The organism is Aeromicrobium erythreum (assembly GCF_001509405.1).
Taxonomy (GTDB): Bacteria; Actinomycetota; Actinomycetes; order Propionibacteriales; family Nocardioidaceae; genus Aeromicrobium; species Aeromicrobium erythreum.
The window spans coordinates 131,533-157,201 of record NZ_CP011502.1 but is presented as its reverse complement, the minus strand read 5'-3'; the positions used below and the strand labels follow the sequence as shown (position 1 = coordinate 157,201).

Genomic DNA, 25,669 nt, shown 5'->3' with positions numbered 1-25,669 from the left:
TCAGCCTCGGACCGGTCGGTGCAGCTCAGCCACCCAGCGGCCGTCGGCCTGCAACGTGCGGGTGTGGACGAGGTGGGCGCGGTCGGCCAGGTAGCTGACGGCGTCGAGGCCGACGACGGCCCACTCGAACGGCGCACCGAGGCGACCGTCGACCAGCAGCCGTCGGCTCTCCTGCAGGATCCCGCCGTTCTCGCGCACCTCGACGAGCACCGAGCCGCCGGGCGCGACGAGCTCGCCGACCCGGCGCAGCAGCCGCGCCGGTCGCCCGCCGATGCCGATGTTGCCGTCGGCGAGCAGCGCGTGCTGCCAGCGGCCCTCGCCGGGCAGCCGGTCGAACAGGTCGCGCCGGAGCACGACGGAACCACGCGCCTTCGCCAGGCCCAACGCCGCGCGCGACGTGTCGACGCCCAGGGCGTCGACACCGCGCAGCAGGAGGGCGTGCACGAGGCGCCCGGGGCCGCAGCCGAGGTCGAGGGTCGGTCCCGAGCAGGGGTCGACGAAGAGGGCGTGGTCGGCATCGTCGGCGTCCGCCGCCCACCGTTGGACCGCCAGGTGCTCCTCGACACCGGCGTCGTCGACGAACCGCGAGTCGTCGGACGTGAAGACTGCGTCGAACGTGGCGTCGTCCAGGCTCATGCCCCTGCTCCTGCCGTCGTGGACCGGTCCACCGCTGCGGCGAACCGCGACCCCGGGAGATCGCTGGCGACCGACTGCGCGTCGGGCCACTCGTCGACGTCGCACAGCGCGCGCAGCAGCTCGACGTCGCCGAGGGCCGCGCGGGTCAGCTCGCCGGTGTCGTCGCGCGACATCGGCACGTCGCGCAGGGCGTCGGCGCGTCGCGGGTCGGGCAGGCCGAGCAGCCACCAGCCGCCGTCGTCGGCCGGACCGAGCACCTGACGTCCCTCGACGACGGCGTTCCCGGCCGTGACGAGGTCGTCAGGGGCGACCTGGGGGGTGTCCATGCCGATCTGCACGGTGCCCCGACCGTGCACCCCCGCGTCGGCGTGGGCGTGGGCGAGGCGCTCACCGAAGTCGTCGCCGCGCTGGGGCACGACGATGGTGCGCTCGAGGGCGGCGCGGACGTCGTCCGCGCGGGCGGCGCTGGCGACCTCGCCGGTCATCGCCACCACGACGGGCCAGCCCGTGACCGCACGGGCGGCCTGGACGGCGTCGAGCGTGTCGAGCAGGGCGGCGGCGGCCACGTCGGCCGCGGCGTCGGGCCCAACCACACGGCCGAGCCGCGTCTTGGCGAGGCCGGGCACGGGTGCCTTCGCGACCACGAGCAGCACCGGGCCGGTCGACGGCGGCTCGAGCGGCGCGGGCGTCATCGGAGCACCTTCGCGAAGTCCTGGACGACCCGGGCGGTGCCCTTGACCGACCCCGACACCTTCGACCGCGTGCCGGCCGCGCGCGGTCGGTAGTCGACGTCGACCTCGCGGACCGTCCAGCCTGCGCGGGACGCCTTGACCATGAGTTCCAGCGGGTACCCGAAGCGACGGTCGCGCACGTCGAGGTCGAGGAGGTCCTGGCGACGACAGACCCGCATGGGCGCGAGGTCGTGGATGCCGAAGCCGCTCGAGCGTCGGATCCACGTGGCAAGCGCGAGCGTGCCGGCGCGGGCGTGCCACGGCCAGACGCCCCGGGCGACGGGACGACGTCGACCCACGGCCATGGTGACGCCCTCGGTGCGCACGGCGTCGAGCATCGGCAGGAGGTCGGCGAGCCGCATCGAGTCGTCGCCGTCGATCACGGCCACGTACTCGGCCTCGGCGGCCTCCACGCCGGCGTGGACCGCGGCGCCGTACCCGGGACGGGACTCGTGCACCACGACCGCGCCGAGCGAGCGGGCGACGTCGGCCGTGCCGTCGGTGGAGCCGTTGTCGACCACGACGACCCGCAGACCGGCGGGGACGTCGGCGAGGACGAGCGGCAGGGCCGCTGCCTCGTCGCGACACGGCACCACCACGTCGCACGTCACACCGGCATCGACCATCCCCCGAAACTACGGGCGATGGCTCGACCCCGCACGTCAACCGGCGGCCCTGCGGTGCGGTCATGGTCGGGCTAGCGTGGCGCCATGCAGGCCCGCCCCCGCCCGGCCGTCGTGTCGGCGCTCGTCGGACTCGTGCTCGTCGTCGCGGCCATGGTCGTGCCGCTGCTGCTCGACGACGACGTGCGCGTGCACTTCCCGCCGCTGCACGCCTGGTGGGGTCCGCGCTTCGACCCGCTCGTGCTCGTGGCGATCGCGGCCGGGGTGCTGCTGTGGTCGGCGCTGCCGCGTCTGTGCCTCGAGCTGCCCTGGCGGGTGGTGGTCGTGCTGACGACCTTCGCGGGGTGGCTCTGGACGTGCGCGCTCGGGCTGAGCGACGGCCGCTACGGGTTCGCGCGGGTGTACGGCCGCACGAGCGAGTACCCGCACGACGCGCAGACCGTGCGCGACGTCCCCGCGATGCTGCGGGAGTTCGTCGAGCGGATCCCGTCGTCGGCCCCCGACAACTGGCACACGCACGTGGCCGGGCACCCGCCGGGCGCGCTGCTCTCGTTCGTGCTGCTCGACCGGCTCGGCGTCCAGGACCCGTTCTGGATCGCGATGGTCGTCGTGACGGTGGGGGCGACGTCGGTGGCCGCCGTGCTGCTGACGCTCGACCTGCTCGGCAGCCGCGACCTGGCGCGCAGGGCCGCGCCGTGGCTCGCGCTCGCGCCGCTCGTGGTGTGGGCGGGGGTGAGCGCCGACTGGTACTTCGCGGCCGTGGCCGCGTGGGGCCTGTACCTGCTGGCACGCGCGGCGACGTCGCGCGGACCGCGAGGGGGGCCCAGGGCGTCGCTGCGGGGCTGCTGCTGGGCTGGTGCGTCTACCTCTCCTACGGCCTGGTGCTGCTCGGCGTCCTTGCTCTCACGGTGCTGTGGCTGGCGACCAGGACGAGCCGCACGGGTGCACGGGACACCTCGACCCCTGCACCGGGACCGACGCGGCTGGGCTGGTGGACCCTGCCGTGGGCACTGGGCGGCGCGCTCGCGGTGACGGCGGTCTTCTCGGCGTTCGGCTTCCACTGGTGGGAGGCGTACCCGGTGCTGCGTGAGCGCTACTACGACGGCATCGCGTCAGAGCGCTCCTACGGCTACTGGGTGTGGGCGAACATCGCGGCGTGGACGTGCACGGCGGGCCTGGCCGTGTGGGCCGCCTTCCCCGCCACCGCCGACGCTGTGAGACGCCGGGTGCCCCTCGCGGTGCTCGCTGCGGGCGGCCTCGCCACGATCGCGCTCGCGACGTTGTCGGGCATGAGCAAGGCGGAGGTCGAGCGGATCTGGCTGCCGTTCACGATCTGGGTCGTGGCGGTGCCCGCCCTGCTGCCCGACCGCTGGCAGCGCCCCCTGCTCGCGTCGCAGCTCGTGGTCGCGCTCCTCGCCCAGACCCTGCTCATCACCCGCTGGTGACGCCCACCCTCCCCTGACCGTGACGGTCAGCGACGCCGGAGCGGGTCGGTGGCCAGCCGGGCGATGCCGTCCTCGGGTGCGATCTCGGCCCGGAACCCGAGACCTTCGGCCGCCTTGTCGGGCGAGGCGAGGACGTGCCGGACGTCGAACACGCGGGCGTCGCCCGTGACCACGGGCTCCGGGCCGTCGACCGCGCGGGACAGCACCCGCGCCATGTCCCCGATCGTGAACGGCCGCCCCGACGCGACGTTGTAGGGCGTGACGCCCACGGGGTGCCCGGCCACCGTCTCGACGGCCAGCGCGTTCGCGAGCGCGACGTCGTCGACGTGCACGAAGTCGCGCACCTGCCGGCCGTCCTCGAAGACGCGCGGCGCCTCGCCGCGCTCCAGCGCCGACCGGAAGATCGCCGCCACGCCCGAGTAGGGGGTGTCCGCGGGCATGCCCGGGCCGTACACGTTGTGGTATCGCAGGGCCACCGCGCGGCCCGACTGCAGCGTGCACCACGCGTCGGCGAAGTACTCCTGGGCGATCTTCGAGGCCGCGTACGACGTGCGCGGACGGATCGGCGCGTCCTCGGTGACCCGGCGCCACGTGACGTCGCCGCCGCAGACGGGGCAGCGCGGGTCGAAGCGTCCGGCCGCCAGGTCGTCCTCCCGGCGCACCGCGGGGGGCACGTCGCCGTGCTCGGGGCAGTCGTAGCGGCCGTCGCCGTAGACGACCATCGACGACGCGAGCACCAACCGGTCGACCCCCACGCGGGCCATCGCCGCGAGGAGCCGGGCGGTGCCGAGGTCGTTGTGCGCCGCGTAGTCGGGAAGGTCCTGCGCGTCGACGCCGTTGCCGACCATCGCGGCCTGGTGGCACACGACGTCGATGCCGCCGAGGACGGCGTCGAGCTGCGCCTCGGTGGCGTCGCGCAGGTCGAGCAGGTGCACGTCGGCCGGCGCCGCGTCGCGGGCGCCCGGTCCGTGGGCCATCGGCAGGTAGGCGTCGAGACGGACCACCTCGTGCCCGCGCTCGGCGAGCCGCAGGTCGATGCGCGAGCCGATGAACCCGGCGGCGCCGGTGAGCAGGACCCTCACGGCAGCTCGAACGGCAGCGTCATGCCGTCGACGGACGAGCCGCACGCGCAGTCGCGCTCGCCGAGGGTGCCGACGACCGTCGCGAGCGTCGACTTGAGCGTGTCGGTGTGCTCGCGGAACACCTGGAAGACGGCCTCCATGCTCACGGCCTCGCCGTGACCACCAGCACCGTCGTCGACGCCTGCGTCGTGGTCGGTGACGAGCGCGACGGTGGCGTAGCAGAGGGCCAGCTCCCGGGCCAGGACCGCCTCGGGGTGCCCGGTCATGTTGACCACCGCCCAGCCCTGGTCGGCGTACCAGCGCGACTCGGCGCGCGTGGAGAAGCGCGGGCCCTCGATGACGACCATCGCGCCGCCGTCGGTGGGCTGCTGGTCGGCGAGGCCGTCGAGGAGGTGGCCGCGCAGCCGCTCGCAGTAGGGGTCGGCGAACGAGACGTGCACGGCGCCGGTGTCGTAGTAGGTCTGCAGGCGCCCGCTCGTGCGGTCGACGAGCTGGTCGGGCACGACGAAGCTGCCGGGACCGAGCTCGGGCCTCAACCCGCCGACGGCGCACGGCGCCAGCACCTGACGGACGCCGAGGGAACGCAGCGCCCAGAGGTTCGCGCGGTACGGCACCCGGTGTGCGGGATAGCGGTGGTCGGCGCCGTGCCGCGGCAGGAACGCGACCGTGCGGTCCCCGACCTGGCCGATCGAGACGGGCGCCGACGGCGGGCCGTAGGGCGTGTCCACGTCGACCTGCTCGGGGTCCTCCAGGAACGTGTAGAAGCCGGATCCGCCGATCACGGCGACGTCGGGGGTACTCATCCCCTCACCCTGGCAGCGCCGGGGGTCGGGCGCATCCCTGCGGCCCGCTCAGCGCAGCGAGGCGAGGAGCTCCTCGACACGGGTGCGGATCTCGTCGCGGATCGGCCTCACGGCGTCGATGCCCTGGCCCGCGGGGTCGTCGAGCACCCAGTCCTCGTACCGCCTGCCGACGTAGAAGGGGCACTCGTCGCCGCACCCCATGGTCACGACGACGTCGGCCGCGACGACGGCGTCGTCGGTGAGGACCTTCGGCTGCTGGCCGGCGATGTCGACGCCGAGCTCGGCCATGGCCTCGACGGCCACGGGGTTCACCTGGTCGGCCGGCGTGGATCCGGCCGAGAGCACCTCGACGTCGTCGCCGCCGAGCTCGCGCAGGAAGCCGGCGGCCATCTGGGAGCGTCCGGCGTTGTGCACGCAGACGAACAGGACGGTGGGACGGGCACGGCTCATCGGGGGGACTCCTCGGAGGGGTAGAAGCGACGCGCCCAGAGCGCGACGTGGACGAGACCCACCAGGACGGGGACCTCGACGAGCGGGCCGACGACGCCGGCGAGCGCCTGGCCTGAGGTCACCCCGAACGTGCCCACGGCGACTGCGATGGCGAGCTCGAAGTTGTTGCCCGCGGCGGTGAAGGCGACCGTCGTGCTCTTGGCGTACCCGAGGCGCAGCGCGCGTCCGAGCAGCATCCCGAGCGCGAACGTCAGGGCGAAGTAGACGAGCAGCGGCAGCGCGACGCGTGCGACGTCGAGCGGCCGGCTCGCAACCGCGTCGCCCTGCAGCGCGAACAGCACCACGATCGTGAACAGGAGGCCGTAGAGCGCCCAGGGGCCGAGCCGCGGGAGGAACCTCGACTCGTACCAGTCACGACCTCGCGCCCGCTCGCCGAGGGTCCGGGTGGCCCAGCCCGCGAGGAGCGGGACGCCGAGGAACACCACGACGCTGAGGGTGATCGCCGTGAACGAGAACTCCGCCGACGTGGTCTCGAGCCCGAGCCAGCCCGGCAGCACCTGCAGGTAGAACCAGCCGAGCGCCCCGAACGCGACGACCTGGAAGACGGAGTTGACGGCGACGAGCACGGCGGCCGCCTCGCGGTCGCCGCAGGCGAGGTCGTTCCAGATGAGCACCATCGCGATGCAGCGCGCGAGGCCGACGATCACGAGCCCGGTGCGCAGCTCCGGCAGGTCGGGCAGGAACAGCCACGCGAGCGCGAACATGAGGGCCGGTCCGACGACCCAGTTCAGGACGAGCGAGGCGGCGAGGAGCCGCCGGTCGCCGGTGACCCGCGACGTCTCGTCGTAGCGGACCTTCGCGAGCACCGGGTACATCATCACGAGCAGCCCGACCGCGATCGGCAGCGACACGGAGCCCACCGACACCGCCTCGAGCGCGGAGTCGAGCCCCTCGACGGTGCGGCCGAGGAGCAGCCCGAGCGCCATGGCCAGCACGATCCAGACGGGCAGCAGCCGGTCGAGCCGCGACAGCCGCTCCACCGGGGGTGCCGGGCTGGACGACGTGGTGCCGAGGCGCTGCTGCACGGCCGCTCCTTCGTCGAGACAGATAGATCGACGGACATCGATGGAGGGAGCGTAGCGGGTCCTGGGGCATACTCGCCGGGTGACCTCCTCGCCGCTTCCGACCACGGCCTCGGCCTGTGGCGGGACGCTGGCGTCGATGCCGCTCGAGCGCGAGGAGACGGTCGAGCTGGCCCGCACCTTCAAGGCGCTCGCCGACCCCAACCGCGTGCGGCTGCTGTCGCTCGTGGCGGCGCACGAGGGCGGCGAGGCCTGCGTCTGCGACATCACCGGCCCGGTCGGCCTCAGCCAGGCGACCGTCTCCCACCACCTCAAGGTGCTGGTGGAGGCGGGGCTCCTCTCCCGCGAGCAGCGCGGGACGTGGGCCTTCTACTCCGTCGTCCCGGGGGCGCTGGGGCGCGTCGCGCGACTGCTCGACGGAGTCGACGGGCGTGACGTACGGCTCTGACGCTCAGTGGCCACCGAGCCGACCGGTCAGGCGCTCGTGCCGCTCCGCGCTCGCCGGGTCGAGCCCGACGATGTCGACGTTCGAGCCACGCCGGGCGTACTTCGTCGTGATCGCGTCGAGCGCGGCCACCGTCGAGGCGTCCCAGACCCGCGCGTCCGAGAGGTCGACGACGACGCGCGCCGGGTCGTCGGCGTAGTCGAACCGCGTGTACAGCTCGTTGCTCGAGGCGAAGAACAGCTGCCCGGTGACACGGTAGGTGGCGGTCGTGGTGCCGTCGGCGTCGCTGGAGACGGTGCGCTCGACGTCGGTCAGGTGCGCGACGCGGCGGGCGAAGAGCGTCATGGCCGCCAGGACGCCCACGACGACGCCGATCGCCAGGTTGTGGGTGAGCACGGTGCCGAGCACGGTGACGAGCATGACCGCCGTCTCGCTGCGGGGCATGCGTCGCAACGTGGCCGGACGCACGGAGTGCCAGTCGAAGGTGCCGACCGACACCATCATCATGACGGCGACGAGCGCGGCCATGGGGATGAGGGCGACGACGTCGCCGAACCCGACGACCAGCACGAGCAGGAACACTCCCGCGAGGAACGTGGAGATCCGCGTGCGCGCACCCGAGACCTTCACGTTGATCATCGTCTGGCCGATCATGGCGCAGCCGCCCATACCCCCGAAGAAGCCGGTGATGACGTTGGCGGCTCCCTGGCCGACCGCCTCGCGCGTCTTGTCGGAGGGGGTGTCGGTGATGTCGTCGACGAGCTTGGCGGTGAGCAGCGACTCGAGCAGACCCACGACGGCCATCGCGAGGGCGTAGGGCGCGATGATGCGGAGGGTGTCGAGCGTCAGGGGGACGTCGGGGAGGAACCAGGACGGCAGGCTGTCGGGGAGGGTGCCCTGGTCGCCGACGTCGGGCACGGTGATCGACGCGAGCAGGGTGAAGCCGGTGAGCGCGATGATCGCGACCAGGGGTGCCGGGACCACGGCGTTGACGCGCGGGAAGCCGACGATGACGGCGATGCCGACCGCCACCATCGGGTAGACGAGCCACGGCACGTCGACGAGGTGCGTCAGCTGGGCTTGGAAGATGAGGATGGCAAGGGCGTTGACGAACCCGACCATGACCGATCGCGGGACGAACCGCATGAGCCGGGCGACGCCGACGAGCGCCAGCACCACCTGGATCGCGCCGCCCAGGAGCACGGTGGCGATCAGGTAGTCGTAGCCGTGCTCCCGCATCACCGGCGCGATGACGAGGGCGATCGCGCCGGTGGCGGCGGAGATCATCGCGGGACGGCCCCCGAGGAAGGAGATCGCGACGGCCATCGTGAACGACGCGAACAGCCCGACGCGGGGGTCGACGCCGGCGATGATCGAGAACGAGATCGCCTCCGGGATCAGCGCGAGCGCAACCACGAGCCCGGCGAGTACCTCGGTGCGCAGGACCCGGGGGCTGCGCAGGGCGGCGCGGACGGTGGTCGGCTCGTGGACCGGGACGGCGGTGGACGACATGGGGCTCCTGGGCGCGCGACGGTCGGCGCCTGGTCGGGGAGGTGGTGGGGAGGGCCCGGGCGCGGCGTGCGGCACCATGGGCGGGACGGCTCGTGCCGTCGAAGGTCTGCACTGAACCCTACCCTCACGTGAGGGTAGAGTTCGACGTCGCGAGCGGTGAGGATGGTCACGGATGACGGACGGCAGCGGTGACGCGTCGGCGTTCATGCAGATCGGCGAGGTCGCCGCACGGACCGAGCTGTCGCTGCGCAGCCTGCGCCACTGGGAGGAGGTCGGCCTCCTGCACCCGTCGGGCCGCACCGAGGGCGGCTTCCGGCTGTACACCGAGGACGACGTCGAGAAGATCCTCGTCATCCGCCGGATGAAGCCCCTCGGCTTCTCGATCGAGGAGATGAAGGCCGTGATGGCCGACCTCGAGGCCCTGCGGGGCACGGGATCACCGGACGACGCGCGCGCCCACCTGGCCCAGGTCCGCGCCGATGCCGTCGCCCGACGGGAGAAGCTCGAGCGCCAGCTCGCGATGGCCGACGAGTTCCTCGCGCTCCTCGAGCGCGAGTCCGACGGCTGATCGCGCCTCTCGGCGCGCGCCGGTTTGCGTGGGGCCCCACGCAAACCGGCACCAACCACGGGAATCTTGCGTGGGGGGGAGCCGGTTTCCGTGGGGGTGACGGCGCCGAGCCGACCGACAGGTGGCCACGCCTCGCGATGGAGCCGATGACGGGATCCCAAGACCGGCGGCTTCGCCGCGCAGGGGGCCCGACTCGATGACGCATCGGCAACAGAGCGCCTTCGGCGCGATGGAGCCGATGACGGGATCCCAAGTTCGGCGGCTTCGCCGCGCAGGGGGCCCGACTCGATTCCCGTCAGCGACTCCTCGCTGCGCTCGGAGCCGATGACGGGAATCGAACCCGCGTGTCTTGCTTGGGAAGCAAGCGCTCTGCCATTGAGCTACATCGGCCGGTGACGCCCAAGGTACCCGACCCTGGGCGCCGCAGGCGACGAGGGGAGCACGGCGTCGACCCCCGGGCGACGCCGCGCTCCTCACGCCCGACGGGCGCGCCGGCCGTCAGACGGCCGACTCACCGCGCTCCCCCGTCCGCACCCGGACGACCTCCACGAGGTCGGTCGCCCAGATCTTCCCGTCGCCGATCCTCCCGGTGCGGGCGGCCTCGGTCACCGCGTCGAGCACGGCCTCCAGGTCGGCGTCGGAGACCACCACGTCGACCCGCACCTTCGGCCGGAAATCCACCCGGTACTCCGCGCCGCGGTACACCTCCGCGTGGCCCTTCTGCGCACCATGGCCCGACACCTCCGTGACGGTGAGCCCCGCCATGCCGAGCCCGGTCAGCGCCTCCTTGACGTCGTCGAGCCGGTGCGGCTGGACGACGGCGGTCACGAGCTTCACGTCAGGTCCTCTCGAGGTCGTACGCCGACTCGGCGTGCTGCGTGAGGTCCATGCCCTCGAGCTCGTGCTCCTCCGGCGCCCGCAGGCCCATCACCCGGTCGAGCACGCGCGCGATGACGTACGTCGCGACGAACGCGTAGCCCGACACGACGACGATGCCCACGACCTCGCGCCAGACGATGTCCCAGCTGCCGCCGAGGAGGATGCCGCGGATGCCGGCCGGTGCGCCCTCGAAGCCGATGAGCACCACGCACAGCGAGCCGACGATGCCGCCGATCCCGTGCACCGCGAACGCGTCGAGCGACTCGTCGATCCCCAGCCGCGACTTCCACGTGACCGCCCACGCGACGACCGCGCCCGACGCGAACCCGACGAACAGCGCACCGAGCGCGTCGACGGCGTCCGCCGACGGGGTGATGCCGACGAGCCCGGCGATCACGCCCGAGCACATCCCGAGGGTGGTGGCGTGCCCGTCGCGCACCCGCTCGACGAGGCAGAACCCGATCATGCCGGTGCAGCCGGCGAGCAACGTCGACATGATCGCGAACTGGGCGAGGAAGTTCGCGCCGCCGGCCGTGCCGCCGTTGAAGCCGATCCAGCCCATCCACAGCATGCCGACGCCGACGAGGACGATCGGCAGGTTGTGGGGCCGCATCTGCACGGTGCGACGCTTGCCGAGCACGAGCGCCAGCGCGAGCGCCCCGAACCCGGCCGACATGTGCACGGCCGTGCCGCCCGCGTAGTCGTGCAGCTGGACGACGTTGCGCAGCCAGCCGCCCTTCGTGTCCTCGCCGTCGAACGCGAACACCTGGTGGCCCAGCGGGAGGTACACGAGCGTGAGCCACACGCCCGAGAACACGAGCCACGCGGAGAACTTCATGCGTCCGACGGCCGCCGACGCGACGATCGCGACCGTGATCGCGGCGAACAGCACGTAGAAGGAGAACCAGTAGGGGTCGATGATCGACCCGTCACCGGGATCGTCGTAGATGCCCGTCCAGCCCAGGTGCTGCAGCGGGTCGCCGATCACGCGCCAGCCGCCGAGGCTGTCGCCGACGACCACGCCGTGGCCGTAGAGCACGTACAGGACGGACACGACGGCGAGCGTGCTCATGCACATCATCAGCATGTTCAGGGCGTTCCTCGGCCCGACCATGCCTCCGTAGAACAGCGCGATGCCGGGGAACATGATCAGGACGACGGCGAATGCGGCGAGCATCCACGCCACGTCGGCTGCGGTCATCGACAGACCTCCTCGGGTGGGGGGTGGTGACGACGCCCCGGGCGGGACGTCGCGCCGGACCGGGGGGTCGGTCCGGGGTCGGGGGGTTCAGGGCGCGTGCGCGTGCAGCCAGTCGACGGCGCGGTCGCGGTAGCCGGCGATGCCCTTGTAGTCGGCGATGTCGTCGGGGAGGTCGGCCAGCACGGCCGCCGTGGTGGCCCGCCACGGCTCCACACGTGCGAGCTCCTCGAACGGCAGCAGGTAGGTGCGGATGAGGAACAGCACCGCGCCGGACTCCTCGAGGCGCACCAGGTGCTGCACCTCGGTGCGCAGGTGCACCTCGCGGCCGAACGTCACGTCGTCGACGGTCAGCATGCGCGGCCGGTCCGGCCCCCACTCGGGGTACCGCTCGGTCGACACGTCGAGCCGGCGTCCGACGGTGAGCGTCCAGTTCGTCCGCCGGTACGGCGCGCCCGGCTGGAGCCGCATGATGAACTCGCGGGCGCGGGTGATGACGCCGGTCTCGCGCAGGCGCGGCACGGGGCCGTGGATCTCCAGGAACGACATGCCGACGTCGAAGCCGAACGACCAGTCGGCGGCGAACGTCACCAGGCCGGCGTCGCCCCACAGGTCGCCGTCGCGCTGGTCGAGCAGCACGAGATCCTCCTGCACCTGGGAGGCGACGTAGCGCAGCGGCTCGTCGGGCAGCGTCGACGGCTGCGCGTACGTGAACGGCTGCTCGACGTCGAAGAGGCGGTTGGTCCAGACGTACGACGGTCCGTCGCCGTCGAGGCTCATGACGTCGGGGTAGGCGGCGGCCAGCTCGCGCATGAGCGTGAGCATCGTGTCCCAGCAGGCGGGCGCCATGTGGTCGAGCACCGCGTAGCGGCTGGGGTCGCGCTCGAGGACGGCGGCGCGCTCGTCGAGCTCGCGGTGGTACTCGCCGTCGACGTCGACGAGGCTCGCGCCCCACTGCCCGGCGGGGGTGCTGACGACGCGCGGTGCCGGCTCGACGTTCGTGGAGTAGCGGTAGCGGTCGGTGGGGAACGGGAAGGGGAAGCCGGCGACGAGGGCGCGGTCCACGCTGGGCTGGGTGGTCACAGGTCGAGCTCCAGTCGGTCGTCGGCGGCCCGCGACACGCAGCACAGGAGCGTGTCGGCGGCGGCCTTCTCGGCGTCGGTGAGGACGAGGTCGCGGTGCAGCGGCGTGCCGGCGGCCACGGGCACCCGGCACTCGCCGCAGACGCCCTGGCGGCACAGGTTCGGCACCGACAGCCCGGCGCCCTCGAGCGCGTCGAGCAGGCTCGTGCCCGACGGGACGGGCACGGTGCGGCCCGACGCCCGGAGGACGGCCTCGAAGGGCTCGCCGGGGTCGAGGTCGTCGACGCCGAAGTGCTCCACGTGGATGCGCTCGTCGGGCCAGCCGAGACGTCGGGCGGCCAGCGTGACGGTGTCCATGAACCCGGCCGGGCCGCACGTGTAGAGGTGGGTGCCGACCGGCTGGTCGGCGAGGCGGCGCTGGAGGTGGTCGCCGAGGGTGGTCCGGTCGGTGAGGCAGGTGAGGGCGTCGCCGGCGAGGTCGCGCAGGTCGTCGAGGTGGGCCGCCGCGCCGGGTCGGTGCGCGTACAGCACCTCGACGTCGCGTCCCCACCGCACCGCGCTGCGCAGGTGCGACAGGATCGGGGTGACCCCGATGCCGCCGGCCACGAGCAGGTGCCGACGCGCGGCGAGCACGGGCGGGAACGCCGAGCGGGGCGGCGTCACCTCCACCCGGTCGCCGGTGGTCAGGGCGTGCACCCAGCGCGAGCCGCCGCGGCCGGCGTCGAGGCGCAGCACCGAGATCGTGTAGGCGCGCGGGGCGACGGAGTCGCCGGTCAGGGAGTACGCGTTGCCGGGGGCGCCGGGAGGTCCGCACGTCACGACGACGTGACTGCCGGGCGTGAACCCGGGCAGGGCCCCTCCGTCGGGCCGGACGAGCCGCACCGACCGGACGCCGGGCACGGTGTCGTCGACGGCGGCCACGACGAGGTCGAGGGCCGCGCTCACGCCCCCTCCTCCCACTGCCCCGTCTCCCACCGTTCCGCGTCGACCTGGAAGCCGAGGAAGGTCCCCTGCCGGCGGGAGACGTGGTGGTGCACGACGAGCCGTCGCTCGCACCCGGTGCAGGCGACGACGCCCCCGACGTGCGTGGGGGCCCAGGTGACGGCAGCGCAGTGGGCGCACGCGACGGGCAGCTCCTCGGTGCTCGTGGTGGCCACCGCGAGCTCGGCGTCGACGAGGCCGCCGGCGAGGCCGTGGGCGCGCAGCGGCAGGACCGCCGTCAGCGGACCGGCCACCAGGAGTCGCCAGCCGACCCGCGCCTCGGCGAGCTCGGCGTCGACGACGGCCAGCGCCTCGTCGGTGTCGTCGGCGGCGTGCAGACGTCCGGGCGCGACGGCCTCGTCGAGCCACGTCGTCGCGACGTCGACGGCGTCGGGTCCGACGGCCACGGCCGTGCACGCCGTGGCCGTGGGGTCGCACGGCGGCGTCGACGGTCGGACCGCCCACGCCGGGACGCTGGTGAGCTCGAGGGCTGGGTTCACAGCAGGCTCGCGTCGCGGTGCCCGGTGTAGAAGGCGAGGGCGCGGTCGGGCGTGCTGAACCCGATGCGCGAGCCCCGCGGGAAGAAGATCGCGTCGTGACGGCGTGCGACGAGCTCCTGCCCGGTGTCGAGGTTGACGAGGTGGAGCTCGCCCTCGAGCACGACCTTCATCTCGTCGTAGTCGTAGACGTACTCGAGCGGCGCGTCGGTGTGCAGCAGCTCGAAGTACCCGGAGCACATGACGCTGTCGTCGGGGTTCTCGTAGACGTCGCCGATGAAGCCGAGCGTGCTGCCGACGTTCATGGGAGGCAGCCCGACGTGGCCGTCCGCGGTCACGCGGAAAGGTGGGACGGACGTGGCGGTCTGCGTGTCGGCGGTCATGACACCCTCCGGATCGTTGATTCTTGCGACGAAACTTTGTTGCCTACGATGAAACACAGTCGGTGTTTCGTCGGCATGACCTGCGCGAAAACCTCTGGTCTCCGAGGTCTGCTGGAGCCGTGAGCCCGCTCACGCGACCTGCGCGACCACGGGCCCGTTGGTTCACTGGGCGCGTGACGACGTTCGAGTACTCCAACCTCAGCGGACGACCGCCCGGCCCGGTGGTCTCCAAGCTGGCGCTGGTCCTGCCCGGCGTCCGCAGCGTGATGGAGCAGGTCGAGCCCTACGCGCGCTGGTGGGAGGACGCGAACCGTCGCGCACTCGGCTCCGGTCGTCCGCTGTGGGTCGCGCTCGGCGACTCGATGACCCAGGGCATCGGCGCGAGCGCGCCCGACCGCGGCTGGGTGGGCCAGCTGGCCGGCGACCCGCCGTCGGCCCTGCGCGACGTCGCGGTGCTCAACCTGTCGTTCAACGGCGCGCGCGTGCTCGACGTCCTGGACCGCCAGCTCCCCGCCCTCGAGCAGGTGCGTGCCCTCGGGCACGAGGTCGCGCTGGTGACCCTGCTCATCGGCAACAACGACCTCATGAGCCCGCGCTGGAGCCGCCGCCTGCCGGCCGCGACCGAGCAGCTGCTCGACGCCGTCCCGCGCGGCACGGTCGTGGCGACGCAGCCGGGCCTGCAGCGTTCGGCCGTCGCCTTCAACCGGGTCGTCGACGCCCGGGCCCGCCGCGGCGAGATCCGCGTGGCCGACTTCCGCGTGCCGCACATGCGCGACTGGCGGGGACGTCTCGCCGAGGACCGCTTCCACCCCAACGACCGCGGGTACGCCGGCATGGCCGAGGTCGTGCGACGCGCCCTGTAGCGCCGGCCGCTACCGTGCCCGCATGTCCTTCGTGCTGCTGCAGTCCGACGGTCCGCTGCGGACCATCACGCTGAACGACCCGGAGCGGCTCAACGCCCTCGACTGGCCCCTGCTCGACGAGCTGCGCGACGCGGTGGCCACCGTGGCGGCCGACGAGCACGCCCGCGCGCTGCTCGTGACCGGCGCGGGACGCGCGTTCTGCTCCGGCGCGAACGTGACCAACCTGTTCGGCGACCGCACGCGGCCCGTCGACGAGCTGCGCGAGCACCTCATGAAGGTCTACGCGTCGTTCCTGCCGATCCGCGACCTCGCCATCCCCACCATCGCGGCCGTGCACGGACCGGCCGTCGGCGCCGGCCTCAACATCGCGCTCGCCTGCGACGTCATCGTCGCCGGACCCCGCGCCGGGTTCGGCCCAACGTTCACGCAGATCGGCCTGCACCCCGGCGGCGGCTGCACGTGGATGCTGACGCAGCGGATCGGCTCGGCCAACACTGCTGCCGCGCTGTACGCCAGCGACGTCATCACCGCCGACGACGCCCTGCGTCTCGGCATCGCCCAGGAGATCGCCGACGACGCCCAGACCCGCGCCCGCGACGTCGCGCTCGGCTGGTGCGAGCGCAACCCGACGCTCATGGCGCACGTCAAGCAGTCGCTGCGCGTCGCGGCGACGTCGGACGCGGCCACGTCGCTCGACGTCGAGGCGCAGTTCCAGGCGGAGTCGCTGTCGAGCCCGGAGTTCGAGCGCTTCGCCGCGCGGTTCGCGAAGGACTGACGGTCGGGGATGGATTCCCAGGTCGACCTGGGAATCCCAGCCGCGCACGGCTTGCTCTCCGTGCTTGGCTGAGATTCCCGTGCGCGGTGGGGGATTCCCAGGTCGACCTGGGAATCTCCGCTCACGCGGCGCCGTGGGCGTCGGCGACGAGGCGCGCCTCCTCGCGGAGGGCCTGGACGACGAGGCGGACGGAAGGGCGCTCGAACCGGTCGGGGCGCAGGACGGCGGAGATCTCGCGGCGGGCGCGGACGCCGAGCAGGGGGCGGGTCACCAGGCCGTTGCCGTGCTCGCGCGTCGTGAAGCGCGGCAGGATCGCGAGGCCGTGCCCGCCCGCGACCATCGCCTCGACGACACCGTTGTCGGCGAAGCGCTGCGCGACCTGCACGGGCTGGCCGGTCGCGACCACCACCTGCTCGAGGACCCGGTCGAAGGGGTAGCCGGGCGGGACGCCGATCCAGGTCTCGTCGACGACGTCGCGCGGCGACAGGTTCGCCTTGCGGGCGAGCGGGTGGTCCTGCGGCAGCGCGACGTCGAGCGGCTCGCTCATCAGCGGCACGACCTGCAGGCCGCGGTCGTGCCAGGCGGCCGACGTCGTGGGCGAGTCCGACAGCACCACGTCGTGGTCGGCCGTCAGGTCGCCGACGGCGTCGGGGTCCTCGGTGTCGGTGCACACCAGCTCGACGTCGGGCCGCTCGGCCATCCTGGTCAGCAGCCCGGGCAGCAGCATCTCCCCACCCGTCGGGAAGGTCACCAGCGTGACCCGCCCGGCCGGCTGCTCCATGAACGCGCGCCACTCGCCCTCGGCCCGCTCGATGGCCACTGCGATGTCGGTGGCCGCGCGGGCCAGCGCACGCCCCGCCTCGGTCAGCGCGACGCCCCGCCCGGCCGGCTCGACGAGGGGGTAGCCGGCCTCCTTCTCCAACGTCTTGAGCTGCTGCGACACCGCCGACGGTGTGACCCTCATCGCATCGGCGACGGCGCCCACGGAGCCGCGCTCCGCCAATTCCCTGAGAACCATGAGTCGCCGCACATCCATGTAGTGATGCTACACGTTACGTGTAGTTCTCTTCGCTTGTCCTTGACAGTCGAGAGCGTGACCATGGATGTGTCAGCTCGTCCCCACCCCCCTCGAGGAGGCCCCCCATGATCGCTCTCGCCGTGCTCGGCGCCGTCGTCGTCACCGTCGGTGTCACCAAGTCCGCCTACCTCGTCTCGCGCGACGGGTACGGCCGGATCCCGACCATCCAGCGCTTCTGAGACCCGCCGTCGGTCCCCGCGACCGACGGCCCCCGACCCGGCCAGGTCCCGACGCCCCGGCCGGGTCACCCGCCGCCCGGCGCGACCACCGGGCCCACGCACGCCGCCACCGACGCTCCCCCGACGCCGGTGGCGGCGTTCGTTAGTCTCGGCCCGTGACCCGCCTCGTCGTCGGCTTCGACCTCGACATGACGCTCGTCGACTCCCGGCCTGGCATCGGCGCCACCTACCGGGCCCTCGCGGAGGAGACCGGGACGTTCATCGACGTCGACCTCGTCACCTCCCGCCTCGGACCGCCCCTCGAGGCCGAGCTCGCGCACTGGTTCGAGCCCGAGCAGGTCCCCGAGGTCGCCGACCGCTACCGCGCGCTCTACCCCGACCTGGCGATCCCGCGCGTGGCGCTGCTCCCCGGCGCGCGCGAGGCCGTGCAGGCCGTGCTCGACGCCGGCGGTGAGGCCTTCGTCGTCACCGGCAAGAACGGGCGCAACGCCGCCCTGCACCTCGAGCACCTCGCGATCGACCTCGACGTCGTCGGCGAGGTGTGGCGCGAGGGCAAGGCCGACGTGTTCCGCGCCCGTGGCGTCACTGCCTACGTCGGCGACCACGTGCACGACATGGAGGCGTGCCGCTCGGCCGACGTCGTCGGGGTCGCCGTGCCGACCGGTCCGTGCAGCCCCGACGAGCTGCGCGCGGCGGGCGCCGATCACGTCGTCGACGACCTGCACGGCGTCGTCGGGCTCGTCCCCCACCTGTCCCGCTGACCGGCGCACGGAGGTCGGTCGACCCGCGTGACGCACGAGTCGGCCCCCGGGACTTGTGTCGGGCCCCTCATCTGCGGATACTTGAAGTTACCTGCCGGTAGCACCCGTCGGTAACACGTGTGCACCGGACACCGCACCCCCGATCCAGGAACAGGCAGTCATGAGCCACTACAAGAGCAACCTGCGCGACGTCGAGTTCAACCTCTTCGAGCTGTTCGGACGCCAGGACGTCCTCGGCACCGGTGCGTTCGAGGAGCTCGACCTCGACACCGCGAAGAGCATCCTCGCCGAGACCGAGCGGCTGGCCCGCGAGGACCTCGCCCCCTCCTTCGAGGACTCCGACCGCAACCCGCCCGTCTACGACCCCAAGGCGATGACGGTCACCATGAACCCCGCCTTCGCCAAGAGCTACAAGGCCTGGATGGACGCCGAGTGGTGGCGTCTGCAGGTCCCCGAGGAGCTCGGCGGCCAGAAGGCCCCCTCCTCGCTCATCTGGGCGATCGGTGAGTTCGTGCTCGGCGCGAACCCGCCCATCTGGATGTACTCCGCCGGCCCGGCCTTCGCGCGCATCGTGTTCGAGAACGGCACCGAGCGCGACAAGAAGATCGCCGAGTTCATGACCAACCGCCAGTGGGGCGCCACGATGGTGCTCACCGAGCCCGACGCGGGCTCCGACGTCGGCGCGGGCCGCACCAAGGCCTACCCGAACGAGGACGGCTCCTGGAACATCGAGGGCGTCAAGCGCTTCATCACCTCGGCCGAGCACGACATGAGCGAGAACATCATGCACCTCGTCCTCGCGCGTCCCCAGGGCGTCGAGGGCGTCGGCGGCCCCGGCACGAAGGGCCTCTCGCTGTTCCTCGTCCCGAAGATCCATTTCGACCACGAGACCGGCGAGCTCACCGGCGAGCGCAACGGCGCCTACGTCACCAACGTCGAGAAGAAGATGGGCATCAAGGTCTCCACCACGTGCGAGGTCACCTTCGGCGACCCGTCGACCGGTGGCGGCGAGCCGGCCAAGGGCTGGCTGCTCGGCGAGGTGCACGACGGCATCAACCAGATGTTCCGCGTCATCGAGAACGCCCGCATGATGGTGGGCGCCAAGGCCATCGCGACCCTGTCGTCGGGCTACCTCAACGCGCTCGAGTACGCCAAGGAGCGCGTCCAGGGCGCCGACCTCACGCAGGCCGCCGACAAGACCGCGCCGCGCGTGACCATCACGCACCACCCCGACGTCCGCCGCTCGCTCATGACCCAGAAGGCCTTCGCCGAGGGCCTGCGCTCGCTCGTGTTCTACACGACGACCTGGCAGGACGCGATCATGCAGAAGGCGGAGTCCGGCGAGGACGCGTCGCTCGAGGAGTCGGTCAACGACCTCCTGCTCCCCATCGTCAAGGGCTACGGCTCGGAGCGCTCCTGGGTGCTGCTGGGCACCGAGTCGCTGCAGACGTTCGGCGGCTCGGGCTTCCTGCAGGACTACCCGATCGAGCAGTACGTGCGTGACGCCAAGATCGACACGCTCTACGAGGGCACGACCGCCATCCAGGGCCAGGACCTCTTCTTCCGCAAGATCGTGAAGGACAAGGGCCGCGCCATCGGCTACCTCGCCGAGCAGGTGGGCGAGTTCGTGAAGAGCGAGGCCGGCAACGGTCGCCTCAAGGTCGAGCGCGAGCTGCTCGCGACCGGCCTCGACGACGCCCAGGCGATCCTCGGTGCCGCGTTCACCGACCTCATGGCCAGCAACCCGGCCGACGAGAAGGGCGACCTGAAGAACCTCTACAAGGTCGGCCTGAACACGACGCGTCTGGTCTACGTGCTCGGCGACCTCGTGGTCTCCTGGCTGCTGCTGCGCGGCGCCGAGGTGGCGCTGGCCAAGCTCGACGAGGGCGCGACGGGCTCGGAGAAGGCGTTCTACGAGGGCAAGATCGCGGCGGCGTCGTTCTTCGCGCGCACCGTGCTCCCCCGCCTGACCGCCGAGCGCGCGATGGCCGAGAACGTCGACGCCAGCATCATGGAGCTCGACGAGGCGGCCTTCTGAGCCGTCGGCACCGACCACCACGACGAAGCCCCCGCCCGGGACCGGGCGGGGGCTTCGTCGTGGGTGCGGCTCAGACCGAGGGCACGGGCGCCCGGCCACCCGACCGGGTCGCGCCCACGCCCGCCGCGACCACGCAGGCCAGGCCCAGCACGGCGCCCGCGTCCGGCACCTGGTCGAGCACGACGAGCCCGACGACCAGGGCGATCGCCGGCTCCAGGCACATCAGCGTCCCGAAGGCGGCGGTCGTGAGCCGCCGCAGCGCCAGCATCTCCAGCGCGAACGGGACCACGGGCACGAGCAGCGCGAGTCCCACGAGAGCACCTGTCCGACAGCCTCGACCTCGTCGAGGACCTGGTGGTGGCGGGCCTCGGCGTCGGGATGCTGCCGCTCTGGCGCCGTCCGCGCGACGGCGTGACGGTGGTCCCGTTCCACGACCCCGGCGTCACGATGCGCGCGCACGTCTGGACGCGCCGAGGGCGAGCGACGTGGCCGCCGCTCGCCCTCGTGCTGGAGCGTCTCCTGGACGCCCCGAGCGTCTCTCAGCCCCGCGTCGTCACCAGTTGATGAGCGCGCCGGTGAGCGTGTAGGGCGCGAAGTCGGTCGACAGCAGCACGAACAGCGCCAGCGCACCGCCGGCCAGGGCGACGTTCTTGTTGAAGGCAACCATCTCCATCTGCTTGGCCTGGGCGTCGCTCTCCTTCCAGAACGCGTGCATCAGCACAGCCGTGACGAGCAGCAGGATCGCGAGGCCGAGGGCGCCGACGTCGCCCCAGATGCCGAGCAGCACCGAGACGCCGCCGGCGAGCAGCGCGACGCCGCTGACCTGCACGAGCACCTTGGCGTTGGACAGACCGCGCGACTCGGCGTAGCCGGCCATCGCGCCGGTCGCCGTCAGGTGACCGATGCCCGAGCCGATGACGAGGTAGGCGAAGAGGATGCGGGAGATGAGGAAGACCCCGTCCATGGGAGCTCGTTGAGAAAGGTGAAGGTTCAACTAGCGGGGTCCAGCGTTCTCCTTCCGCCGCCCGCGGTCAAGCCGTCGCGCGTGGCCGACCTGACCGGCACCGTGCCGTGTGCCAGAGTGAGCGGGTGCGTCTGACCAGCCCGCTGTGGTACCTCGCGGCGTTCCTGCTCGCGATCGGCGGATGGATGGCCTCGGCCGTCGTCGCGGCCGGCGCGTGGGACCACGTCCGCGACGCGACGCTGCAGAACCTGACCGAGCGAGTCGACGCCAAGGGCGCCTCGCTCGCCGTCTTCACCGACGTCCGCCAGCCCGAGCGCGACGTCACGTGCACCGCCACCGGGCCCGCCAAGGGTGCCGAGCCGGTGACGCTCGAGGACGCCCCGATCGACCTGCGCGTCCCGCAGGACGGCTCCACCTGGTACCTCATCGCGTTCGAGCGTGAGGGATCGGACCAGGTCGCGGTCCGCTGCACGCCGAAGGACCGCGCCGCCGACGCCGCGACCTACCGGGTGGCCGTCGCCGACGGCTTCCTCGACCGCACCCGCAACGGCGCGGGCATCGCCTGGATCGCCGCTGCCGTCGCCGTCGCGCTCGCGCTGGCGACCTGGTGGACCCGACGCAAGCGCACCCTGGAGGACTGAATGCTGCAGACCTACGTCGACGCCTGGCTGGCCAGCGTCCGCGACACGATCGCCCTGCTCGAGGAGCTCGACGACGCGGCATGGTCGACGCCCACCGACCTGCCGGGCTGGACGGTCGCCGACGTCGCCGCCCACCTGGCGCACCTCGAGGCCGTCACCGCGGGGCACGTGGTCGACGAGGCCCCCACCACGGCGTCGGCCGGCGGCATCGCGTCGGTGTACACGGAGGCCGGGGTGGAGTCGCGGCGCGGCCTCACGCGCGAGCAGGTGCTGGACGAGCTGCGCCGCAGCGTCGACGTCCGCGCGGAGCGGCTCGGCGGCGCGCTGCCCGACGACCCCACGGCCCGCGCCGAGCACACGCCCGCCGGTGTCGGTTGGACGTGGGACACGATGCTGCGCAACCGCACCGTCGACGTCTGGTGCCACGAGCAGGACGTGCGCCGCGCGGTCGACCGGCCGGGCAACCTCGACTCGGCGGGCGCGCACGTCACGACGCACACGTTCGCCGCCGCCATGCCGTTCGTGCTCGGCAAGAAGGTCGGCGCCACGGCCGGCACGTCAGTCCTCTGGGACCTCACCGGCCCGATCGCCCTGCAGGTGGGCGCGACGGTCGGCGACGACGGCCGCGCCCGCCCCGGCGTGCCGGACTCCCCCACCGCCACCCTCACCCTGACGTCCGACGCCTTCGCCGTGCTGGCCGCAGGACGTCGCCGCCCGGGCGCGGTCGAGGTCGCGGTGAGCGGCGACACCGACCTCGCCCACCGCGTCCTCGAGCAGATGGCCGTCACCTTCTGACCGCTGCCGGTCAGGAGCGCAGCGCACCCGCCTCGGCCAGCAGGTCGCGCCAGCCGACGCGCAGCCGGTCCCACTCGTCGGTGCACTGGTCGGCCCGGTCCTGCGTGAGCGGGTCGTCGTCGACCAGCCCGGACCACGTGTCGGGGTCCGAGCCGTACAGGTAGCAGAGGTAGTTCACGGCGCGGGCGGCGTCGGACGTGTGCTCGTCGGTCGGGTCGGCCTCGTACGCCGCCGCGAGCAGCTGGTACTCGTACGCCGACGACAGCAGCGCGCCGGTCGCCTCGTCGTCACCGGCCTCGGCGAGGCGCCACGCCGCGAACTGGTCGGCGACGTCCTCCTCGCGACCCGTGAACGGCAGGTCGAGCATGTCGATCACCGCGTGCCCCGCCTCGTGGAAGAACGTCTCGCGCCAGATGCCCTCGAGGGTGGCGTCGACGTCGTCGGCCCCGGCCTCCTCCAGCTCGGCGTCGCTGTCGCGCACGTCCTGCAGGCACAGCTCGATCCGACCCTCGCCGGCCAGGTACCCCGTGCCGTCCTTGCAGGTCGTCACCTCGACGACGAGGGGGCTCGGCAGGCTGACCGTCGCGCGCAGGTCGCGGGCGGCGTCCTCGAGGACGCCGCTGGCGCGCACCCGGTCCTGCCAGCCCTGCCAGCGGTCGGCGACGTCGGGGTACGTGACGCTCACGCGTGCGCCGCGGGCGGCGTCGCCCTGAGCCGCCTCGGGGCGGGCGTCGCCGGGCGCGGCGAGCAGCCCGACCGTGAACCCGCCCAGGGCGGCGAGGGCGACGGTCGCGACGACGATGATCCTGCGCACGTCCGGATCATAGGATCGGCGCTGCGTGCCCGGGGCCGATACGGTTCGACCCATGAGCTGGAGCACGCAGGACATCCCCGACCTGGGCGGGAAGCGGGCCGTCGTCACCGGTGTCACCGGAGGGCTCGGGTTCCACACCGCTCTCGAGCTGGGGCGGGCCGGCGCGGGCCTGACCGTCACCGCGCGGAACCCGCAGAAGGCCGACGACACGCTCGCCCGGCTGCGCGAGGAGCTGCCCGACGTCGATGTCGAGGTGCTCTCCCTCGACCTGGCCGACCTCGCCGACGTGCGCCGGGCGACCGAGGAGCTGGGCTCGCGGCACGACCGGGTCGACGTGCTCGTGAACAACGCCGGCATCATGATCCCGCCGTACAGCACGACCGCCGACGGCTTCGAGCTGCAGATCGGCACGAACCACGTCGGTCACTTCGCGTGGACGGCGCAGGTGTGGCCGCTGCTCGCCGACGACGCCCGCGTCGTGTCCGTGTCGTCGCTCGCGCACCTGCAGGCCAAGGGGATCGACCTGCGCTCGCTGACCCCGGAGGGCTCGCCGCGCACGTACCGCCGGTGGGTGTCCTACGCGGAGTCCAAGCTCGCGAACCTCTCGTTCGCGCTCGAGCTCGACCGTCGCCTGAAGTCCGCGGGGAAGGCCGTCGTCAGCACGGCCGCGCACCCGGGCTTCGCCCGCACCGAGCTGCAGAAGACCGGCGTGGCGATGGGCAACCCGTTCCTCGGCACGGTCGTGCAGCAGGTGTCGGCACTGGCGAGCCAGTCGGCCGCCGCGGGAGCGCTGCCGAGCCTGCGGGCCGCGACCGACCCGACCTTCACCGGCGGGGAGTACGTGGGCCCGGCGTCGCTCGGCGGTACCCGCGGCGCCCCGGTGATCGCGGGCATGACGCGCTGGGCGCGCGACGAGCAGCTCGCCCGCGACCTCTGGGCGGCGACGGAGCAGGCCACCGGCGTCACTTTCGAGGTCTGAGCGGCGCGACCGTCCTCGGCACTGGATCCGTGCGGTCCGCGACGCCCCGCTCTCGTGCCTGAGTGGTCGGGTCAGGCCAGCCGACCGCGCCAGTGCTCGCGCGCGTCGGGGTCCTCGGCGAGCAGCTGCGCGCGCGTGCGGCGGCGGTAGCGCCAGATCTGGGTGAGGCCGACCGCCCAGAGGACGTACTGCACCGACATCGCCCACCGGAACGCTCCGGGCGCGTAGTCGGTGCTGGCCCCGGGCGTGCGCCAGTCGAGCACGAGCCCGATGGCCACGACGAGCAGCAGCGACGCCACGAAGCCACCCTGGTTGATGATCCCCGTGGCCGCACCGAGGCGGTCGGGCGGGTTGAAGGAGCGGCCGAGGTCGAACCCGACCATCGACGCGGGGCCGCCGACGCCGACGACCACGACCAGCAGCACGAGCAGCCAGCTCGGGGCGGTGCCGGGCCACGCGAGCACCACCGTCCAGACGGCGACGATGGAGCCGACGATGCCCAGCACGATCGTCGAGCGGTGCCACGGGTCGCGCGTGATGGCCCACGCGAGCACGGGCCCCGCGACCATGACGGCGAGCACGAGGATGGTCAGCAGGGCGCCCGCCTGCGCCGACGTGCGACCTTCGCCGCGCACGAAGAAGGGGTAGCCCCACAGCAGGCCGAGGGTCGTCGCGCTGAACTGGGTCGTGAAGTGGACCCAGAAGCCGAGCCGTGTGCCGGGGTGGCGCCACGACGCGGCCAGGCTGCTGCGGACCGTCGTCCACGACAGGGGCGCCCCGAGCACGCGAGGCGAGCCGGGCTCGTCGTGCACGACGACGAGCAGCACGACCAGCAGCACCAGCCCGAGCGAGGCGGCCGCGAGGTAGGTGGGCGTCCAGCCGAGCTCACGCAGCGCCCACGTCATCGGCACGGCGGCGACGAGCGCGCCGAGCTGGCCGAGGACGCCGGTGAGCTGGGTGACGAGCGGGATGCGTCGCGACGGGAACCAGGTGGTGACGAGCCGCAGCACGCACACGAAGGTCATCGCGTCGCCGAGCCCGACGAAGACGCGCGCCACCAGCGCCACGGCGAAGGTGTCGGCGAGCGCGAACGCCGCCTGGGCGAGGGTCAGCACGACCACGCCGATGGTGAGGATGCGGCGCGGCCCGAACCGGTCGAGCAGGAGCCCGACGGGGATCTGCATGCCGGCGTAGACGACGAGCTGCAGCATGACGAACGTCGACAGCTGTGCGGCGGAGATGCCGAACCGCTCCGTCGCGGCCAGCCCGGCGACCGCCAGTGACGAGCGGTGGAACACGGCGAGGAAGTACAGCGAGAGGCCGGTGAGCCAGACGGCGACCGGCCCTCGTCTCGTCGTCGCGCTCACTCGCCCCAGTATGCGCCT

Annotated in this window: 30 protein-coding genes, 1 tRNA gene and 1 pseudogene; 12 read left to right on the top strand and 20 right to left on the bottom strand. The window is 72.9% G+C overall.

Translation table 11 applies throughout. The features are described from left to right. Genes Aeryth_RS00780 through Aeryth_RS00770 form a run of 3 tightly spaced genes read right to left on the bottom strand, consistent with a single transcriptional unit; the run spans nucleotide 1 to nucleotide 1,993 of the window. Complete coding sequence (locus Aeryth_RS00780) at nucleotides 1-636, bottom strand: methyltransferase domain-containing protein (protein ID WP_067853344.1); 636 nt, start codon at nucleotides 634-636, stop codon at nucleotides 1-3. Beyond that, entirely contained in the window at nucleotides 633-1,328 is a 696-nt protein-coding gene (locus Aeryth_RS00775; RefSeq protein ID WP_067853341.1) for a TIGR04282 family arsenosugar biosynthesis glycosyltransferase, read from the bottom strand. Before Aeryth_RS00775 ends, Aeryth_RS00780 begins: the two co-directional genes overlap by 4 nt. Next, the gene (locus Aeryth_RS00770) at nucleotides 1,325-1,993 is read right to left on the bottom strand and encodes a glycosyltransferase family 2 protein (RefSeq protein WP_067853338.1); all 669 of its coding nucleotides are present in this window, start codon (nucleotides 1,991-1,993) and stop codon (nucleotides 1,325-1,327) included. Before Aeryth_RS00770 ends, Aeryth_RS00775 begins: the two co-directional genes overlap by 4 nt. An 84-nt stretch (nucleotides 1,994-2,077) precedes the next feature. On the opposite strand from Aeryth_RS00770, the gene Aeryth_RS00765 reads away from it, so the two are divergent. Together Aeryth_RS00765 and Aeryth_RS18225 are read left to right on the top strand one after the other, a co-directional pair. Then, on the top strand, nucleotides 2,078-3,022 hold the full coding sequence (locus tag Aeryth_RS00765; protein ID WP_067853334.1) for a hypothetical protein: 945 nt from the start codon (nucleotides 2,078-2,080) through the stop codon (nucleotides 3,020-3,022). After that, nucleotides 3,019-3,435, top strand: coding sequence for a hypothetical protein (locus tag Aeryth_RS18225; RefSeq protein ID WP_067853331.1), 417 nt, complete (start codon nucleotides 3,019-3,021; stop codon nucleotides 3,433-3,435). Before Aeryth_RS00765 ends, Aeryth_RS18225 begins: the two co-directional genes overlap by 4 nt. 26 nt (nucleotides 3,436-3,461) lie before the next feature. On the opposite strand, the gene Aeryth_RS00755 is transcribed toward Aeryth_RS18225, so the two are convergent. From Aeryth_RS00755 to arsB, 4 genes are read right to left on the bottom strand one after another with little or no spacing between them, the layout of a single operon-like run. Next, on the bottom strand, nucleotides 3,462-4,517 hold the full coding sequence (locus tag Aeryth_RS00755) for an NAD-dependent epimerase/dehydratase family protein (RefSeq protein WP_067853327.1): 1,056 nt from the start codon (nucleotides 4,515-4,517) through the stop codon (nucleotides 3,462-3,464). Continuing rightward, a complete protein-coding gene (locus Aeryth_RS00750; protein WP_067853324.1) occupies nucleotides 4,514-5,320 on the bottom strand; it encodes an S-methyl-5'-thioadenosine phosphorylase in 807 nt (268 codons plus the stop codon). Before Aeryth_RS00750 ends, Aeryth_RS00755 begins: the two co-directional genes overlap by 4 nt. Before the next feature lie 48 nt (nucleotides 5,321-5,368). Continuing rightward, on the bottom strand, nucleotides 5,369-5,770 hold the full coding sequence (locus tag Aeryth_RS00745; RefSeq protein WP_067853321.1) for an arsenate reductase ArsC: 402 nt from the start codon (nucleotides 5,768-5,770) through the stop codon (nucleotides 5,369-5,371). Beyond that, nucleotides 5,767-6,855, bottom strand: a complete 1,089-nt coding sequence (gene arsB, locus Aeryth_RS00740) for an ACR3 family arsenite efflux transporter (protein ID WP_067853318.1) — start codon at nucleotides 6,853-6,855, stop codon at nucleotides 5,767-5,769. Before arsB ends, Aeryth_RS00745 begins: the two co-directional genes overlap by 4 nt. 79 nt (nucleotides 6,856-6,934) lie before the next feature. Here arsB and Aeryth_RS00735 point away from each other — a divergent pair, with 79 nt between their 5' ends. Beyond that, the gene (locus tag Aeryth_RS00735; protein ID WP_067853315.1) at nucleotides 6,935-7,300 is read left to right on the top strand and encodes an ArsR/SmtB family transcription factor; all 366 of its coding nucleotides are present in this window, start codon (nucleotides 6,935-6,937) and stop codon (nucleotides 7,298-7,300) included. A gap of 3 nt (nucleotides 7,301-7,303) precedes the next feature. Here Aeryth_RS00735 and Aeryth_RS00730 read toward each other — a convergent pair whose 3' ends face one another. After that, a complete protein-coding gene (locus Aeryth_RS00730) occupies nucleotides 7,304-8,809 on the bottom strand; it encodes a SulP family inorganic anion transporter (protein WP_067853312.1) in 1,506 nt (501 codons plus the stop codon). Nucleotides 8,810-8,981: 172 nt separating this feature from the next. Here Aeryth_RS00730 and Aeryth_RS00725 point away from each other — a divergent pair, with 172 nt between their 5' ends. Continuing rightward, nucleotides 8,982-9,377, top strand: coding sequence for a MerR family transcriptional regulator (locus Aeryth_RS00725; protein WP_067853309.1), 396 nt, complete (start codon nucleotides 8,982-8,984; stop codon nucleotides 9,375-9,377). 319 nt (nucleotides 9,378-9,696) lie between these two features. On the opposite strand, the gene Aeryth_RS00720 is transcribed toward Aeryth_RS00725, so the two are convergent. The 7 genes from Aeryth_RS00720 to Aeryth_RS00690 all read right to left on the bottom strand — a co-directional run bounded on the left by Aeryth_RS00720 (nucleotide 9,697) and on the right by Aeryth_RS00690 (nucleotide 14,397). Further along, nucleotides 9,697-9,767 (bottom strand) — tRNA-Gly (locus Aeryth_RS00720). Between the two features lie 108 nt (nucleotides 9,768-9,875). Beyond that, entirely contained in the window at nucleotides 9,876-10,214 is a 339-nt protein-coding gene (locus Aeryth_RS00715) for a P-II family nitrogen regulator (RefSeq protein WP_067853306.1), read from the bottom strand. Nucleotide 10,215: 1 nt separating this feature from the next. After that, nucleotides 10,216-11,457, bottom strand: a complete 1,242-nt coding sequence (locus Aeryth_RS00710) for an ammonium transporter (RefSeq protein ID WP_067853292.1) — start codon at nucleotides 11,455-11,457, stop codon at nucleotides 10,216-10,218. 87 nt (nucleotides 11,458-11,544) lie between these two features. Continuing rightward, on the bottom strand, nucleotides 11,545-12,519 hold the full coding sequence (locus Aeryth_RS00705) for a heme-dependent oxidative N-demethylase family protein (RefSeq protein ID WP_067861151.1): 975 nt from the start codon (nucleotides 12,517-12,519) through the stop codon (nucleotides 11,545-11,547). A 14-nt stretch (nucleotides 12,520-12,533) separates the two neighbouring features. Then, complete coding sequence (locus Aeryth_RS00700; protein WP_067853289.1) at nucleotides 12,534-13,481, bottom strand: PDR/VanB family oxidoreductase; 948 nt, start codon at nucleotides 13,479-13,481, stop codon at nucleotides 12,534-12,536. Then, nucleotides 13,478-14,017 (bottom strand): dimethylamine monooxygenase subunit DmmA family protein, encoded by a 540-nt coding sequence (locus tag Aeryth_RS00695; RefSeq protein ID WP_067853287.1) that lies wholly within the window; start codon nucleotides 14,015-14,017, stop codon nucleotides 13,478-13,480. The genes Aeryth_RS00700 and Aeryth_RS00695 overlap by 4 nt, the downstream gene beginning before the upstream one ends. Then, nucleotides 14,014-14,397 (bottom strand): cupin domain-containing protein, encoded by a 384-nt coding sequence (locus Aeryth_RS00690; RefSeq protein WP_067853284.1) that lies wholly within the window; start codon nucleotides 14,395-14,397, stop codon nucleotides 14,014-14,016. The genes Aeryth_RS00695 and Aeryth_RS00690 overlap by 4 nt, the downstream gene beginning before the upstream one ends. A 173-nt stretch (nucleotides 14,398-14,570) precedes the next feature. Between Aeryth_RS00690 and Aeryth_RS00685 the strand changes: the two genes are divergently transcribed. Together Aeryth_RS00685 and Aeryth_RS00680 are read left to right on the top strand one after the other, a co-directional pair. Further along, a complete protein-coding gene (locus tag Aeryth_RS00685; RefSeq protein WP_067853283.1) occupies nucleotides 14,571-15,260 on the top strand; it encodes an SGNH/GDSL hydrolase family protein in 690 nt (229 codons plus the stop codon). A 22-nt stretch (nucleotides 15,261-15,282) separates the two neighbouring features. Beyond that, on the top strand, nucleotides 15,283-16,035 hold the full coding sequence (locus Aeryth_RS00680) for an enoyl-CoA hydratase (protein WP_067853280.1): 753 nt from the start codon (nucleotides 15,283-15,285) through the stop codon (nucleotides 16,033-16,035). 121 nt (nucleotides 16,036-16,156) lie between these two features. Here the strand turns inward: Aeryth_RS00680 and Aeryth_RS00675 are convergent, their stop codons facing one another. Next, nucleotides 16,157-17,053, bottom strand: a complete 897-nt coding sequence (locus tag Aeryth_RS00675) for a LysR family transcriptional regulator (RefSeq protein WP_236749787.1) — start codon at nucleotides 17,051-17,053, stop codon at nucleotides 16,157-16,159. Between the two features lie 394 nt (nucleotides 17,054-17,447). On the opposite strand from Aeryth_RS00675, the gene Aeryth_RS00670 reads away from it, so the two are divergent. Together Aeryth_RS00670 and Aeryth_RS00665 are read left to right on the top strand one after the other, a co-directional pair. Next, on the top strand, nucleotides 17,448-18,053 hold the full coding sequence (locus Aeryth_RS00670; RefSeq protein ID WP_236749786.1) for an HAD family hydrolase: 606 nt from the start codon (nucleotides 17,448-17,450) through the stop codon (nucleotides 18,051-18,053). A gap of 160 nt (nucleotides 18,054-18,213) precedes the next feature. Next, a complete protein-coding gene (locus Aeryth_RS00665; protein WP_067853273.1) occupies nucleotides 18,214-20,091 on the top strand; it encodes an acyl-CoA dehydrogenase in 1,878 nt (625 codons plus the stop codon). A 70-nt stretch (nucleotides 20,092-20,161) separates the two neighbouring features. Here Aeryth_RS00665 and Aeryth_RS00660 read toward each other — a convergent pair. Beyond that, nucleotides 20,162-20,416 (bottom strand): annotated as a pseudogene (locus tag Aeryth_RS00660) (EamA family transporter); the annotation flags it as partial. 32 nt (nucleotides 20,417-20,448) lie between these two features. Between Aeryth_RS00660 and Aeryth_RS00655 the strand changes: the two are divergent. After that, on the top strand, nucleotides 20,449-20,655 hold the full coding sequence (locus Aeryth_RS00655; RefSeq protein ID WP_236749785.1) for a type 2 periplasmic-binding domain-containing protein: 207 nt from the start codon (nucleotides 20,449-20,451) through the stop codon (nucleotides 20,653-20,655). Here Aeryth_RS00655 and Aeryth_RS00650 read toward each other — a convergent pair. Beyond that, entirely contained in the window at nucleotides 20,645-21,055 is a 411-nt protein-coding gene (locus tag Aeryth_RS00650) for a DoxX family protein (RefSeq protein WP_067853265.1), read from the bottom strand. The genes Aeryth_RS00655 and Aeryth_RS00650 overlap by 11 nt on opposite strands. Before the next feature lie 125 nt (nucleotides 21,056-21,180). Between Aeryth_RS00650 and Aeryth_RS00645 the strand changes: the two genes are divergently transcribed. Together Aeryth_RS00645 and Aeryth_RS00640 are read left to right on the top strand one after the other, a co-directional pair. Further along, nucleotides 21,181-21,696: a hypothetical protein gene (locus Aeryth_RS00645; protein ID WP_067853262.1), complete on the top strand. Its 516-nt coding sequence runs from the start codon at nucleotides 21,181-21,183 to the stop codon at nucleotides 21,694-21,696. Further along, nucleotides 21,697-22,491, top strand: coding sequence for a maleylpyruvate isomerase family mycothiol-dependent enzyme (locus tag Aeryth_RS00640; RefSeq protein WP_067853259.1), 795 nt, complete (start codon nucleotides 21,697-21,699; stop codon nucleotides 22,489-22,491). 10 nt (nucleotides 22,492-22,501) lie between these two features. Here Aeryth_RS00640 and Aeryth_RS00635 read toward each other — a convergent pair whose 3' ends face one another. Further along, nucleotides 22,502-23,305 carry a DUF4344 domain-containing metallopeptidase gene (locus Aeryth_RS00635; protein WP_067853256.1) on the bottom strand — a complete coding sequence of 268 codons (804 nt, stop codon included), beginning with the start codon at nucleotides 23,303-23,305 and terminating at the stop codon, nucleotides 22,502-22,504. A 52-nt stretch (nucleotides 23,306-23,357) separates the two neighbouring features. On the opposite strand from Aeryth_RS00635, the gene Aeryth_RS00630 reads away from it, so the two are divergent. Further along, entirely contained in the window at nucleotides 23,358-24,284 is a 927-nt protein-coding gene (locus tag Aeryth_RS00630; RefSeq protein WP_067853253.1) for an oxidoreductase, read from the top strand. A 71-nt stretch (nucleotides 24,285-24,355) separates the two neighbouring features. Here the strand turns inward: Aeryth_RS00630 and Aeryth_RS00625 are convergent, their stop codons facing one another. Then, the gene (locus tag Aeryth_RS00625; protein ID WP_067853250.1) at nucleotides 24,356-25,651 is read right to left on the bottom strand and encodes an MFS transporter; all 1,296 of its coding nucleotides are present in this window, start codon (nucleotides 25,649-25,651) and stop codon (nucleotides 24,356-24,358) included. Between the last annotated feature and the right edge of the window lie 18 nt (nucleotides 25,652-25,669).